This is a genomic window from Marmoricola sp. URHA0025 HA25 (assembly GCF_054059435.1).
The window spans coordinates 2,417,469-2,430,830 of record NZ_JBSSCD010000001.1 but is presented as its reverse complement, the minus strand read 5'-3'; the positions used below and the strand labels follow the sequence as shown (position 1 = coordinate 2,430,830).

Sequence of the window (13,362 nt, the reverse complement as noted above, 5' to 3'; positions counted from 1 at the left end):
CGTCGGGACGACGTCGCTAGGCAACCGACACGAGCACGATCGTCACCGCGCAGAGGGCGAGCCCGACCCCCTGTGCGCGGTGGACGCGTTCTCGCAGCACGGCGACCGCGAGCAGGACCGTGGCGGCCGGGTAGAACGACGCCAGGACGCCGGCCAGGGTGAGGAACCCGTGGTGGGTGGCCAGCAGGAAGGCGAGCGTGGCCGAGGCGCCCAGCGGCCCGGTGGTGAGCGCCCAGGTCACCCGCCGACTTCGTGGCACCCACGAGGCCCCCAGGGCTGTCGCCAGCGCGATCACCGCCACCACGGAGGACGCCTGGGCGGTGGCGAGCGGCCAGAGTCCGGCCGAGTCGGGCACCTGGCCGAGCGCCGCGAAGAGGCCTCCGAAGCCGAGCCCCGCGAGCACGCCGTCGACGAGCCCGGCAGCGAGCGTCGCGCGCTCGAGTCCCCGGGTGGCGGCCGGCACCGTCGAGATCAGCCAGATCGCCGGGATCGCGAGCGCGATGCCGATCCACATGAGCGCGCCCGGGCGCTCGCCGTCGATCGCCCCGGCGACCACCGGAACCACCGCCGCCCCGACCGCGGAGACGGGCGCGACCACGCCCATCCGGCCGCTCTCGAAGCCGCGGTACAGGAACGCCGTACCGAGCCCGGCGCCCAGACCGGCGACGGCACCCCACACGAAGTCCGTGTGGCCGGGGCTGCCGCCGACGAAGACCGCGACCACGGCCGAGCACACCGTGGAGGAGAACTGCCCGACCACGGCGGCGGGCCACGCGGAGACGCGGCGGGAGACGAGGCCGCCGACGAAGTCGGACAGGCCGTACATCGTGGCCGAGACCAGCGCGAGCAGCACCACCATCAGGTCACGACCACGCCGATGGCCCAGGTCGCCGCGGCCAGGATGCCGAAACCGAGCTCGATGACGATCCCCAGCCCGACCGCCTTGAGGGCGTGCACGGTCGCCGGCCAGGCCTCGCGAGGGCCCAGCCTGCTCGACTCGGACAGGTAGACGCCCAGCACGAAGCCGACGAGCAGCCCGATGACCGGGATCACGAAGAAGCCGACGATCCCGAGGACTGCTCCGGCCGCCAGGGTGCGCGTGGGTACGCCGACCCGCTGGAGCCGGCGCCCGGGGACCAGGTACTTCACGACCGTGCCCGCGACCAGCAGCAGGAGCGCCACCGAGGCCACCAGCCAGGCCGTGGTCCCGGACTGTGCGAGCGCCCACACCACGATCGCGGCGGCGACGAGAAGGCTTCCGGGAAGGGCGGGGACGAGCACTCCGATCAGGCCTACCGCGATCGCGAGCGCGACGAGGACCTCGAGACCGGACACGTGGCGATCCTGTCAGCACGGGTCGGCCCGCTTCGAGGTCTTTTCGGTCGTGGCGGCCGAGAAGTCGCTCGCCACGACACCCGGAGACGACGATGCCCCGGTCACCGGACCGGGGCATCGTCAGCGCTCAGGGAGCCTCAGGCGTCGTCCTGCGCGGACACGGCCGGGGTGTCGGCGAGCTTGTCGGTCTCGTCGTGGACGTAGGCCGCGATCTCGCGCAGCTTGTCGCCGTGCTCGCGGGCGTGGTGGGCACAGAAGAGGAGCTCGCCGCCGCCTTGCAGGGACACCCGAAGGTATGCCTGGGCACCGCAGCGGTCACAGCGGTCGACCGCGGTCAGCGGCGTCGCACTCGGGGCTGTCGCAGTGGTCACGGTGGCCTCTCTCTCTCCTGGTACTGGTGCCTGTTCCAACGCGGGGCCTGCGAGGAAGTTCCGGGGACGATCCTCACGTTCTCCGGGCTGTCACCGGGCTCAACATCCAATCACGGCTGATTCTTCCCGCCCGACCCAATTACCCGGGTTGAGACGAACGATGACTCGAGTGTGACCCAAGCCATGGACAATCATCGGCATAAGAACCGCTGTGTTGCGTCGAATTTGCACGTTCGTAACAAGAGACGCGCGGAAGCGCCGGTCATGACGCCGTCAGATGAGCGAGTCGGCCGCCGACGCGTCGGTGCCGTTGAGTAGATTTCAGGTACTGACGCGGCACCGGGACCGAACCCGCCCGTGAGCGTCGGATCGCCCGCTACGAAGAGGATCCCGCAATCGTCGACAACACCTACAACGCGCAGCACCTGCTGGTGCTCGAGGGGCTCGAGGCCGTCCGGAAGCGACCGGGCATGTACATCGGCTCGACCGACTCGCGTGGGCTGGTCCACTGCCTGTGGGAGATCATCGACAACGCGGTCGACGAGGCACTCGCCGGGGTCTGCACGCACATCGAGGTGACGCTCCACGCCGACGGTTCCGCCGAGGTGCACGACAACGGTCGCGGCATCCCGGTCGACAAGGAGCCGAAGACGGGGCTGTCCGGGGTGGAGGTCGTCTTCACCAAGCTCCACGCGGGCGGGAAGTTCGGCGGCGGCTCGTACGCCGCGACCGGCGGCCTGCACGGCGTGGGCTCGTCGGTCGTCAACGCCCTGTCGTCGCGTCTCGACGTCGAGGTCGACCGCTCGCCGGCCACCCAGCACATGTCCTTCCAGCGCGGCGTGCCGGGAGTGTTCAAGGGCGACGGGCCCGACGTCGACTTCAAGCCCGAGTCCGGCCTCCACAAGGGTGGACGCGTCAAGAAGGGCGTGACCGGCACGCGCATCCGGTTCTGGCCGGACAAGCAGGTCTTCACCAAGGACGCCACCTTCGGCTACGACGAGGTGGTGACCCGGCTCCGGCAGACGTCGTACATCGTCCCGGGGCTGGAGCTGGTGATCACCGACCTGCGCGGCGAGACCCCGGTCACCGAGCGGTTCAAGCACGACGGCGGCATCTCGGAGTTCTGCGAGTTCCTGAGCCACGACGAGCCGGTCACCGAGGTCCTGCGGCTGCAGGGTGCCGAGCGCTTCGTCGAGACGGTGCCGCTGCTCGACGACAAGGGCCACATGAGTCCTCAGGACGTCGAGCGCGAGCTCACCGTCGACGTCGCCCTGCGCTGGGGCACCGGCTACGACAACGAGATCCGGTCCTACGTCAACGTGATCGCCACCCCGAAGGGCGGCACCCACGTCGCGGGTTTCGAGGCGGCCCTGACCAAGACCTTCAACGACGCGATGCGTGGCGTGCGGGTGCTCAAGGTGAGCGACGCGGACGTGATCAAGGACGACGTCCTCGAGGGCATGACCGCGATCGTCACGGTCCGGCTGGCCGAGCCGCAGTTCGAGGGCCAGACCAAGGAGGTGCTCGGCACGCCCGCCGCGCGCTCGATCGTGCGCAAGGTCGTCTCGAGCGAGCTCAAGCGGTTCCTGACCTCGACGAAGCGTGCCGAGAAGGCCCAGGCCAGGCTTGTGATGGACAAGGTGGCCGGCGCGGCGAAGACGCGACTCGTCGCGCGACAGCACCGCGACACCCAGCGACGCAAGAACGCGCTGGAGTCCTCGGCCCTCCCCGCCAAGCTCGCCGACTGCCGGTCCAACGACGTGGAGCGCTCGGAGCTGTTCATCGTCGAGGGCGACTCCGCGCTCGGCACGGCGAAGCTCGCGCGCAACTCGGAGTTCCAGGCCCTGCTCCCGATCCGCGGCAAGATCCTGAACGTCCAGAAGGCCCAGGTCGCCGACGTGCTCAAGAACGCCGAGTGCGCCTCGATCATCCAGGTCGTCGGAGCCGGCTCGGGCCGTACCTTCGACCTCGACGCCGCCCGCTACGGCCGGATCATCTTCATGGCCGACGCCGACTCCGACGGTGCCCACATCCGCTGCCTGCTCGCGACGCTGTTCTTCAAGTACATGCCCGATCTCGTCGAAGCGGGCCGGGTCTTCACCGCGGTGCCTCCGTTGCACCGGATCGAGCTGTCCAACCCGAAGAAGGGGATGGAGAAGTACGTCTACACCTACTCCGACCCCGAGCTGCAGCGAAAGCTCGCCGAGCTCACCAAGAAGGGCGTCCGCTGGAAGGACCCCGTCCAGCGCTACAAGGGCCTCGGTGAGATGGACGCCGACCAGCTGGCCGAGACCACCATGGACCCCCGCCACCGCACGCTGCGCAAGCTCACCGTGGACGACGCCGCCGCGGCGGCGGAGGTCTTCGAGCTGCTGATGGGTGCTGACGTGGCACCGCGCAAGGACTTCATCGTGGCCGGTGCCTACGAGGTCGACCAGGACGCCATCGACGCGTGAGGCCCGTGGCCGGCCACCGTCCGTAGCTCGATCCAACCGGTTGGTACGGTCCCGCAATGGACCTCATCGCCGCGTCGTCCGGCCACGGGCGGTCCCACCCGTGACCCTGGCGACCGCGCCGCGGGAGCACGCCGTCGAGCTGCCCGGCCTGACCGCGTCGGTGCTCGAGTGGGGCTCGTCCGATGCCCCGCTGCTGGTCGCCCTCCACGGGTTCCCCGACAGTGCCCGGACGTGGCGGAGGATCGCACCGCTCCTCGCGGACGCAGGCTGGCGGGTGGTCGCGCCGTTCCTGCGCGGCTACGCACCGACCGGCAGCCCGGCCGACGGCGACTTCTCCGTCCTGGCTGCTGCTTGCGATGCGGCCGCCCTGCACGAACGCCTCGGCGGCGACGAGCGGGCGGTCCTCCTCGGGCACGACTGGGGCGCATTGGCTGCCTCCGTACTCGCCGGACGGACGAGCTCGCCGTTCGACCGGTACGTCGCCCTGGCCCTGCCACCGATTGCGTTCATGAACCCGACCCGGGAGACGCTCCCGACCTGGACCCGCGCCGTCCTGCGCCAGCCGGCGCGATCCTGGTACATCGGGTTCAACCAGGTGCCGGGCCTCGCGGAGCGACGCTTCCACTGGCTTGCGCGACGACTGTGGACCGCCTGGTCGCCGGGCTACGACGCGACCGAGGACCTGGAGCTGCTTCGGGCGGCCGTGCCTGACCGAGCGCACGCGAAGGGTGCCGTGTCGTACTACCGGACCCTGGTGCGGCCGGCGTCCCGTGCGCTCGCAGCCGAGCCGCTGCGTCCGATGCTGTACCTGCACGGCGACCGGGACGGCGCCCTCGACCCGCGGTTCTTCGACGTGGTCGCGGCACGCATCAAGGCACCCTCGGCTGCGGCGCTCGTGCCGCGGACCGGCCACTTCCTGCACCTCGAGGACCCGACGACGGTGGCCGGGCACATCCTGGCGTTCCTCGGGTCGCCCGGCGCTGTGGAACATCCGGTCCCCCCGGCAACCGACTCGGAGGACAACTGACATGGGTCGCTTCTCCCTGCCCGACGAGCGTCCGGGCGGCCTCGACTCCCCGGCGACCGTCACGCTCATCAAGTACATGGCGAGGGCCCAGGTCCGCGCCTTCAAGCTCACGAACGGGCGCGTCGGGTGCAACTGGCGGATCGGTGCCGGCTTCAGGAAGCCCGTGCCGACGCTGCTGCTCGAGCACGTCGGCCGGAAGTCCGGCAAGCAGTTCACCACCCCGTTGCTCTACCTCCGGGACGGAGCGAACCTGGTGGTCGTCGCCTCCCAGGGTGGGCTGCCGAACAACCCGCAGTGGTTCCCGAACCTGGTGGCCAGCCCGGACACACGGGTCCACCTCCGCAAGGAGCGGGGACGCCCGGTCACGGCTCGCGTTGCTTCCGGCGAAGAACGTGCGGCGCTGTGGCCCAGGCTCGTGGACCTGTACGCCGACTTCGCCAAGTACGCCGAGTGGACCGACCGCGAGATCCCCGTCGTGGTCCTCGAACCCCGCTAGCGAGAGCGCGAGCCGGCACTCCGGTGAACGGCGCCGGGTGCTGGACAACGGCGCGCGCGACCGCTTTGCTGTGACGCGGGTCACACGCGTGACCGTGCGGGAGGGATGACCGCAAGGAGACAAGCTCGGATGAGGCCACGTCGCACCACCTGGATCGGAGGCCTCGCCGTTGCGGCGATCGCCCTCGTCACGCAGCTGTTCATCGCACCCGCGCTCGCGGCCGGACCGTCGTACGTCGCTCTCGGTGACTCCTACTCCTCAGGAGTCGGCACCCGCACCTACATCAGCGACGGGACGTCGTGCCAGCGCTCCACCTATGCCTATCCCTACCTGATCTCGCAGTCACGCGGCTACGCGCTCAGCTTCCAGGCCTGCTCCGGCGCGAAGGTCTCCGACGTGACCAGCAAGCAGCTCGGCGCCCTGTCGACCGGGACGGCGTACGTCACCTTGTCGGTCGGCGGCAACGATGCCGGGTTCTCCTCGGTGATCACCGAGTGTGCGCAGCCCGGCTGGATGAGCAACTGCGACGGTGCGGTCAACACGGCGCAGAGCTACATCAACAACACGCTGCCCGGGTCGCTGTCGACGCTCTACGCCAGCATCAGGTCCAAGGCACCGAACGCGAAGGTCGTCATCGTCGGCTACCCGCACGTCTTCAACGGTGAGGACTGCAACGCGGCCACCTGGTTCAGCCCGAGCGAGGAGACCCGGCTCAACCAGACCGCCGACCTGCTCAACTCCAAGCTGGCCGCGGCAGCATCGGCAAAGGGCTTCGGCTTCGCGAACCCGACCAGCCGCTTCATCGGACACGCGGTCTGCGACAGCGTCGAGTGGCTCAACGGGCTCTCCAACCCCATCTCGGAGAGCTACCACCCGAACCGCACCGGCCAGTCGTCCGGCTACACCCCGCTCGTCAGCGGTCTGCTCTGACGCAACGACGCCGGCCTGCTCAGACCAGCTGGTCGAGCAGGCCGGTGTCGACGTCGTAGAGGAAGCCGCCCACCTTGGTCTCAGCCGGGATCAACGGGTGCGACCGCACCTTGCGCACGTCCTGCTCGAGAGCAGCCCGCTGGTCGGTGACGACGTGGAACGGTTGCCAGGTCGCGTCCTGCCCCGCCGATGCGCTGATGCGCTCCTGCAGCTCGAGCTCCGTGCTCGAGGTCATCGCGCACCGGGTGTGCGGCACGACGAGGATGCGGCCGACGTTGAGGAGGTGCACCCCGAGCACCAGCGCCTCGAGGGCCTGCTCGGTCACCCGGCCACCGGGGTTGCGGAAGATCTTCGCGTCGCCGGCCTTCAGCCCGAGCATGCCGAGCGGGTCGATGCGCGAGTCCATGCAGGTGACCACCGCGATGCCTGCGTGAGCCACCCCGTCGAACCCGGCCAGCCCGAAGTCCCGGGCGAAGTCGCGGTTGGCGGCAAGGAGATCATCGAAGTCGGCGCTCACCCGGCAGAGGGTAGTGCAGCGCCCGGACCGCGCGCCGTGACCTCGAGCACAGCCGCGTCGGGCTGACCAGCCCGACCGGTGGACCGGCGCAGGCGGTCAGTTCGGCAGGGGTAGCAGGCTCACGGCGTACCTGGTCACCGGCTTGCTCGCCTTCCCGCAGGACTCCGGCCGCTCGCCGTCTTCGTACGCCGTGACGCTGACCTGCCAGCGCCGTCCGTCGCGGTGCGACACCAGCCAGTCGGGGTCGGCGCCGGAGACGTCGAGATCGTCGAGGCCGGTGATGGCGAGCTCGCGGCGCACGTGGTCCTCGGCGACCTGTGCGGTGCCGGACCACACCGAACGTCCCCGGTAGCCGCGGATCTCGAGGTCACCCGCGGTCTCCGCAGCCAGCAACGGCGCTGCGTCGAGCACCCGGCCGTGGAGCGAGCCCGAGGGCAGCAGCGCCGTGGTCGGGGCGAAGCGGTGCCCGGAGGTGTGGGTGGCCTCCCACACGCGCCCCGGGAAGCGCGCGGACGCCGCCACCGCGATCGGCCGTCCGAGGCGGGCGCAGCAGGTGTCGCGGGTGCCGTTGGTGCACACGAGGAGCTGCGGGGCGGCCGGCACCAGGCTCGGCAGGGAGGCGATGACCGCCTCCCGGTCGCCGGCTGCGACCGCCGCGAAGTCGAGCGCGAGCACCTCTGCGGGGGAGTCGACCCGAGCCTCGAGCAGCCAGGTCGCGCCGGGGCGTGAGTGCGCGACGAAGACCTGTCTGGCGGTGGCGACGCGAGCATCGGCATGGCGTCCTGGCCGCCGGATCAGGGTCGGCCGGATGTCGTTCGCCGCGGCGACGGCCTCGATCGCAGCGCCCAGCTCCGGGTCGAGGTGGGACGACGTCCAGGCCTTCGGCCCCCACGGACCGTTCTGCTCGAGGCAGAGCCAGCCGGCCGCCGTGGGCGCGCTGCCGGCGAGTGTCTCGCCGGCAGCCACCGAGGAGGCACTGCAGGGCAGCTCCATCAGGCACCCGCCGTGAGGACCAGCGCGGCCGAGCTGCCGCGCGTAGCAGCCCCGCGGAAGAGCACGGCAGCCACGACGCCCGCGACCAGCGCGCACCCGGCGGCTCCGGCGAAGATCGCGTGCAGCTGCTCGACGCCCGCGCCCCGCAGGAGGTCGTCGTAGGCGTCGCACCGCGTGTGCCCGTGGCACACGGCGCTGGGGGAGGGGAAGTCGGCCGAGACGGCGTAGTAGCGCCGAAGGCCGATCGTGGTGAGTGCGGAGATGCCCACCAGCATGCCGACCATGCGACTCACGACCAGCAGGGCGCTGGTCACGCCGTGCGCTGCGGCGTCCGTGCTGGCCAACAGCGCGGCGTTCACGGGCGCCAGTGCGAGGCCGAAGCCGAGGCCGGTCAGCGCGAGCACGGCGCCGGACGACAGGTGGTGGTGCAGCTGGTCGGCGTCCCAGCCGCTCATGGTCCAGAAGCCGGCAGCCGCACAGCCCATGCCGATCGCGGCGACGGCGCCGGACGGGACGCTCCTGGTCAGGTAGCCGCCGGCGAGCGCGCCCACCGGCAGGGCCACGAGAAGCTCGACGAGGACGAGCGCCGCCTTGATCTGCGAGTCGCCGTAGATGCTGACCCGGGCGAAGATCGGCACGTCCACGAGGGCGGCGATCAGCGCCGAGCCGACGAAGAAGCTGACCACCAGGGAGGCCCATGCCGGACGCCGCGCGAACGACCCGCGCGGGACAAGGGGCGCTGCTGCGCGCCGCTGGCGGATCACGAAGAGCACTCCCGCGACGACCGAGACGGCGAGGGCCCACGGTCCGGCGGCGGAGAACACCTGGACCTCCGGGTCGGCGGTCGCGAACGCGACGATGACGCCGCCGAGCGCGATCGCCAGGAGCACCGCGCCCGCGAGGTCGGCGCGACGTACGGTGGCCCACCAGTCCCGGACGTCGAAGAACGGTCGCGGCGCGAGGACGAGCCAGCCGGCGAGGGCCAGGCCCAGGCCGATGGCGAGCAGCCCGATCGGCGACCACCAGATCGAGGTTGCACCGCCGAACGGCACGAACGGTCGGCCCCAGCGCACCGAGGTCACCAGTGCGTGCGGCTGGCGCATCACCAGGAGGAGGGCCGTGAGCCCGAGGGCGAGGAGGGCGAGGCCGACGACGTCCGGTCTGCGCGCGGGCGCGGGAGGTCTCGACTGATCGGGTCTCGACTGATCGGGTCTCGACTGATCGCTCGCTTCGCTCGCTGCTCGACCACCGTCTCCGAGGTCTGCTCGACCACCGTCTCCGAGGTCCGCTCGACCACCGTCGGCTCGACCACCGTCGGCGACGTCTGCTCGACCACCCCTCGAGGAGCCCAGGGCGGCAATGGCCGCCGCGAGGACGAGGCCGACGGCGAGGTTGATCCAGAAGATGTCCCGCCAGTCGCCGAAGGCGAGCACGACGGCCCCGTAGAGCGGGCCGAGGACGCTGCCCAGCTCCTGGACGGCTCCGACGATCCCGAGTGGCACGCCGCGGCGCTCGGCGGGGTAGATGTCCGCGACCAGCGCCAGCGTGACGGGCACGAGTCCGCCGCCCCCGACGCCCTGGAGGAACCGGCCGACCACCAGGCTGGGCAGGTCGTACGCCGCCGCGGTGACCAGCGAGCCGAGCGCGAAGACGAGCAGCGAGACCACCAGCACGGGCAACCGCCCGCGCAGGTCGGCGATCCGGCCGATCAGCGGCAGCATCGCGACGTATCCGAGCAGGAAGCCGCTGATGATCGGTGCCGCGCGCTGCAGCTCCTCGCCGCTCAGGCCCGCCGAGGCCATCATGTCCGGCAGCGACAGCACGACCACGTAGGTGTCGGCCGCGGCGAACGCGACCGCGATGGCGGCGAGGGCGAGCAGCGCCCGCGCGCCGCCGACCGGTGCGGACCGGGTCACGGCGCGCTGATCTTCACGCTCTTGTCGTAGTCGTCGAAGGAGATCGTGTAAGTCTCGTCGCCACCGCCGGAGAAGAACTCACCGGTGATCTCGAGCGTCACCAGCCGGTCGTCCTGGTCGAGGCCCATGACCGTCTTGTAGGTGCCCGAGTCGTCCGCACTGGGGATGATCGGCGCGACGTACGAGCCGCTGAGGGTGCCGGAGTAGCGGGTCACGACCTGCTTGCCCTCGCGCGCGGTGCCGGCCTCCTTGACGTCCGCGATCTTCAGCAGGAGGCCCGAGATGCCCTTGGACGTGTCGGCGAACTCGGCGGGGTCGGGTGCGCCGTACTCGGCGGGGTCGATGGTGGCGTACTTCGGGGTGAGCGGCAGCTTGGCGTAGACCTTGCCGTCCACCGCGACGATCGGCACGTCGGCGGTGAACCCGCTCAGCACCACCTTGACCTTGCCGTCGAAGGCGGGCTGGTGGGTCAAGGTGCCGTCGGCGCCGAGCACGGCGTCGCCGCTGGTCGGCCTGGACGTGGTCGCCAGGACGAGGTGGACGCTGGCAGCGTCGTCGAAGTGCTTCTTCGCCACGGCGAGCACCTTCGTCGCGTCGGCGCCCTTGGGTGCGTCGGCCTTGCTCCCGCCACCGCAGCCGGCCAGCGCCGAGAGCAGCGCAACGGCGACGGCGATCCCGGCGCCGGCTCTGGACGCCCGGCGTCGGTCAGCGGTCATGGGCCAAGCCTGCCATGCGGCCGACCGGACCCGAGCAGGCGACGACGGGCTGGCTCCCCGGGGTCCCCGAGCCGTCGCGCCGGCCGATCGGCTCGGGCAGGTCGACGGGTGTGCCGCTCGCGGCGGCCGCGAACGCCGGCGCGGGTCCGGCCCACGCGAACACCAAGGTGTCCTCGCCCTTGAGGAAGCGGTGGCATCGCACACCGCCGGTGGCGCGGCCCTTGCCGGGATACTCGGAGAACGGTGTCACCTTGACCGAGCCCGGCTCGGTGCCGGGCAGGGCCGAGCCGGCACCCGAGATTGTCACCACGACGGCGTCGTCGGGTACGAGCGCGCCGAACCAGGCCGCCGACGCGCCTGGCGCCAGCTTGACCCCGGCGATGCCGCCGCCGGACCGGCCCTGCGGACGCACCCCTCCAGCACCGAAGTGCAGCAGCTGGGCGTCGTCGGTGATGAAGCAGAGCTCCTCGTCGCCGGTGCCGAGCTCCACCGCTCCGACGACCGAGTCGCCGTCCTTGAGCGCGATGACGTCCCACTCGTCGCGGTTCGAGAGGTACTCCGGGTGGACCCGCTTGACCACGCCCTGCGCGGTGCCGAGGGCGAGGCCCGGGGAGTCGCCCCCGCCGGGGGAGCCCGGGAAGGTGGTCAGGGCCAGGACTCTCTCCCCGGGCTCCAGCAGCAGCAGCTCGCCGACCGGCGCACCGCCCTGGAGGTTCGGATGAGTCGCGGTCGACGGCAGCGCGGGCAGGTCGAGCACCCCGAGCTTGCGGACCCGTCCCGCCGAGGTCACCGCGCCGATCTCGCCTCGCGCCGTGGAGCGCACGGCGGACACGATCACGTCGTGGCGCACCCGTCCGCCGCCCTCACCCGGCACCTCCACGTCCGAGGTGCGCGCGAGGAGTCCGCTGGAGGAGAGGTACACGAAGCACGGGTCGTCGGCGACCTCCAGCGGAGTCGCGGTGGTGGTGGTCGCCACGCCCGACGACTCGAGCAGCACCGTGCGACGCGGCGTGCCGTAGGTCCTGGCGACGTCGGCGAGCTCGTCGGAGACGACCGAGCGGAGCCGGTCCTCGTCGGCGAGGATCTCGTCGAGCTCGGCGATCGTCGCGAGCAGCTCCTCGCGCTCCTTGTCGAGCTCGAGCTTGGAGAACTTCGTCAACCGGCGCAGCGGCATGTCCAGGATGTAGTTGGCCTGGATCTCGGTGAGGTCGAAGACCCCCATCAGCCGCTCGCGGGCCTGCTCGGCGTTGTCGCTGGCCCGGATGAGCTGGATGACCTCGTCGATGTCGAGGATCGCCAGCAGCAGGCCCTCGACGAGATGCAGCCGGTCGGCCGCCTTGCCGCGGAGATGCGTGGAGCGACGGCGTACGACGTCGAAGCGGTGGCGCAGGAAGATCTCGAGCATCTCCTTGAGGCCGAGCGTGCGCGGCTGTCCGTCGACCAGTGCGACCGCGTTGATGCCGAAGGAGTCCTCCATCGGGGTGCTCCGGTAGAGCTGCTCGAGGATCGCCTCGGGATGGAAGCCGTTCTTCACCTCGATGACCAGCTGCAGCCCCTTCGCCCGGTCCGTGAGGTCCTTGACGTCCGCGATGCCCTGCAGCTTCTTGGCCTGCACGAGCTTCTTGATCGCCTCGATGACCCGCTCGGTGCCGACGCCGTACGGCAGCTCGGTCACCACGATGCCCTTGCGCCGGGGGGTGACGGACTCGATCCTGGCCGTGGCGCGCATCTTGAACGACCCGCGGCCGCTCTCGTAGGCGTCGCGGATGCCGTCCAGCCCGATGATCTTCCCGCCGGTCGGCAGGTCCGGCCCGGGGACGAACCTCATCAGTGCATCGAGGTCGGCGCCGGGGTGCTTGACGAGGTGCCGGAGCGCCTGCACGACCTCGACGAGGTTGTGCGGCGCCATGTTGGTGGCCATGCCGACGGCGATGCCGGATGCCCCGTTGACGACCAGGTGGGGGATCGCCGCCGGCAGCACGGCGGGCTCGATCTCCCGGCCGTCGTAGTTGGCGCGGAAGTCGACGGTGTCCTTGTCGAGGTCGGCCGTCATCGCAAGCGCGGCCGGCGCCATCCGGCACTCGGTGTAGCGCATCGCCGCCGGGGGATCGTCGGGAGACCCGAAGTTCCCATGGCCGTCGACGGTCGGCACCCGCAACGACCAGGCCTGCGCCTGGCGGACCAGCGCGTCGTAGATCGCGGTGTCGCCGTGCGGGTGGAACCGGCCCATGACCTCGCCCACGACCCGCGACGACTTCACGTGGCCGCGGTCGGGTCGCAGCCCCATGTCGTACATCGCGTAGAGGATCCGGCGCTGCACCGGCTTGAGGCCGTCGCGCGCGTCCGGCAGCGCCCGGGAGTAGATGACGGAGTAGGCGTACTCGAGGTAGCTCGCGCGCATCTCGTCGCCCACGTCGATGTCGAGGATGCGCTCTTCGAAGTCGTCGGGGACAGGAGCGGTACGGCGGGCCATGGGCGCATTCTCGCAACCGGGACGGACGTTCCCGGTGCGGGGCACGCCGCTTTCTCCGCCGCCCGTGCTCAACCGGGCGGTTGACAAGTGGCGGAGGCCCGGGCAAGGTGGTACGCAACCAGGTGGTTGACA

The 13,362-nt window shown here is 71.1% G+C and carries 12 protein-coding genes; 4 read left to right on the top strand and 8 right to left on the bottom strand.

Annotation, left to right across the window (positions count from 1 at the left end; all coding sequences use genetic code 11):
- Positions 1-16: 16 nt before the first annotated feature.
- The 3 genes from ACVW00_RS11970 to ACVW00_RS11960 all read right to left on the bottom strand — a co-directional run bounded on the left by ACVW00_RS11970 (position 17) and on the right by ACVW00_RS11960 (position 1,706).
- A complete protein-coding gene (locus ACVW00_RS11970) occupies positions 17-859 on the bottom strand; it encodes an EamA family transporter (RefSeq protein WP_457111122.1) in 843 nt (280 codons plus the stop codon).
- Complete coding sequence (locus ACVW00_RS11965) at positions 859-1,335, bottom strand: DUF456 domain-containing protein (RefSeq protein WP_457111121.1); 477 nt, start codon at positions 1,333-1,335, stop codon at positions 859-861. The genes ACVW00_RS11970 and ACVW00_RS11965 overlap by 1 nt, the downstream gene beginning before the upstream one ends.
- Positions 1,336-1,472: 137 nt before the next feature.
- Positions 1,473-1,706 carry a DUF7455 domain-containing protein gene (locus tag ACVW00_RS11960; RefSeq protein ID WP_457111120.1) on the bottom strand — a complete coding sequence of 78 codons (234 nt, stop codon included), beginning with the start codon at positions 1,704-1,706 and terminating at the stop codon, positions 1,473-1,475.
- Positions 1,707-2,137: 431 nt separating this feature from the next.
- Here ACVW00_RS11960 and ACVW00_RS11955 point away from each other — a divergent pair, with 431 nt between their 5' ends.
- From ACVW00_RS11955 to ACVW00_RS11940, 4 genes are all read left to right on the top strand, one after another.
- The gene (locus ACVW00_RS11955) at positions 2,138-4,162 is read left to right on the top strand and encodes a DNA gyrase/topoisomerase IV subunit B (RefSeq protein ID WP_457111119.1); all 2,025 of its coding nucleotides are present in this window, start codon (positions 2,138-2,140) and stop codon (positions 4,160-4,162) included.
- A gap of 100 nt (positions 4,163-4,262) precedes the next feature.
- Positions 4,263-5,189 carry an alpha/beta fold hydrolase gene (locus ACVW00_RS11950; protein ID WP_457111118.1) on the top strand — a complete coding sequence of 309 codons (927 nt, stop codon included), beginning with the start codon at positions 4,263-4,265 and terminating at the stop codon, positions 5,187-5,189.
- 1 nt (position 5,190) lies between these two features.
- Positions 5,191-5,685, top strand: coding sequence for a nitroreductase family deazaflavin-dependent oxidoreductase (locus ACVW00_RS11945; protein ID WP_457111117.1), 495 nt, complete (start codon positions 5,191-5,193; stop codon positions 5,683-5,685).
- A gap of 129 nt (positions 5,686-5,814) precedes the next feature.
- Positions 5,815-6,615: an SGNH/GDSL hydrolase family protein gene (locus ACVW00_RS11940; RefSeq protein ID WP_457111116.1), complete on the top strand. Its 801-nt coding sequence runs from the start codon at positions 5,815-5,817 to the stop codon at positions 6,613-6,615.
- A 19-nt stretch (positions 6,616-6,634) separates the two neighbouring features.
- Here the strand turns inward: ACVW00_RS11940 and ACVW00_RS11935 are convergent, their stop codons facing one another.
- The 5 genes from ACVW00_RS11935 to ACVW00_RS11915 all read right to left on the bottom strand — a co-directional run bounded on the left by ACVW00_RS11935 (position 6,635) and on the right by ACVW00_RS11915 (position 13,230).
- Positions 6,635-7,132, bottom strand: coding sequence for a beta-class carbonic anhydrase (locus ACVW00_RS11935; protein WP_457111115.1), 498 nt, complete (start codon positions 7,130-7,132; stop codon positions 6,635-6,637).
- Between the two features lie 96 nt (positions 7,133-7,228).
- On the bottom strand, positions 7,229-8,125 hold the full coding sequence (locus tag ACVW00_RS11930; RefSeq protein WP_457111114.1) for a sucrase ferredoxin: 897 nt from the start codon (positions 8,123-8,125) through the stop codon (positions 7,229-7,231).
- Positions 8,125-10,041, bottom strand: coding sequence for an MFS transporter (locus ACVW00_RS11925; RefSeq protein WP_457111113.1), 1,917 nt, complete (start codon positions 10,039-10,041; stop codon positions 8,125-8,127). The genes ACVW00_RS11930 and ACVW00_RS11925 overlap by 1 nt, the downstream gene beginning before the upstream one ends.
- A complete protein-coding gene (locus ACVW00_RS11920; RefSeq protein ID WP_457111112.1) occupies positions 10,038-10,757 on the bottom strand; it encodes an LppX_LprAFG lipoprotein in 720 nt (239 codons plus the stop codon). Before ACVW00_RS11920 ends, ACVW00_RS11925 begins: the two co-directional genes overlap by 4 nt.
- A complete protein-coding gene (locus ACVW00_RS11915) occupies positions 10,747-13,230 on the bottom strand; it encodes a DNA gyrase/topoisomerase IV subunit A (RefSeq protein WP_457111111.1) in 2,484 nt (827 codons plus the stop codon). Before ACVW00_RS11915 ends, ACVW00_RS11920 begins: the two co-directional genes overlap by 11 nt.
- Between the last annotated feature and the right edge of the window lie 132 nt (positions 13,231-13,362).

What these genes read in the sequence shown, in the direction of transcription:
- ACVW00_RS11915 (WP_457111111.1), bottom strand. Translation starts at nt 13,230, where the DNA reads ATGGCCCGCCGTACCGCTCCTGTCCCCGACGACTTCGAAGAGCGCATC.
- ACVW00_RS11945 (WP_457111117.1), top strand. Translation starts at nt 5,191, where the DNA reads ATGGGTCGCTTCTCCCTGCCCGACGAGCGTCCGGGCGGCCTCGACTCC.
- ACVW00_RS11970 (WP_457111122.1), bottom strand. Translation starts at nt 859, where the DNA reads ATGGTGGTGCTGCTCGCGCTGGTCTCGGCCACGATGTACGGCCTGTCC.
- ACVW00_RS11930 (WP_457111114.1), bottom strand. Translation starts at nt 8,125, where the DNA reads ATGGAGCTGCCCTGCAGTGCCTCCTCGGTGGCTGCCGGCGAGACACTC.
- ACVW00_RS11940 (WP_457111116.1), top strand. Translation starts at nt 5,815, where the DNA reads ATGAGGCCACGTCGCACCACCTGGATCGGAGGCCTCGCCGTTGCGGCG.
- ACVW00_RS11920 (WP_457111112.1), bottom strand. Translation starts at nt 10,757, where the DNA reads ATGACCGCTGACCGACGCCGGGCGTCCAGAGCCGGCGCCGGGATCGCC.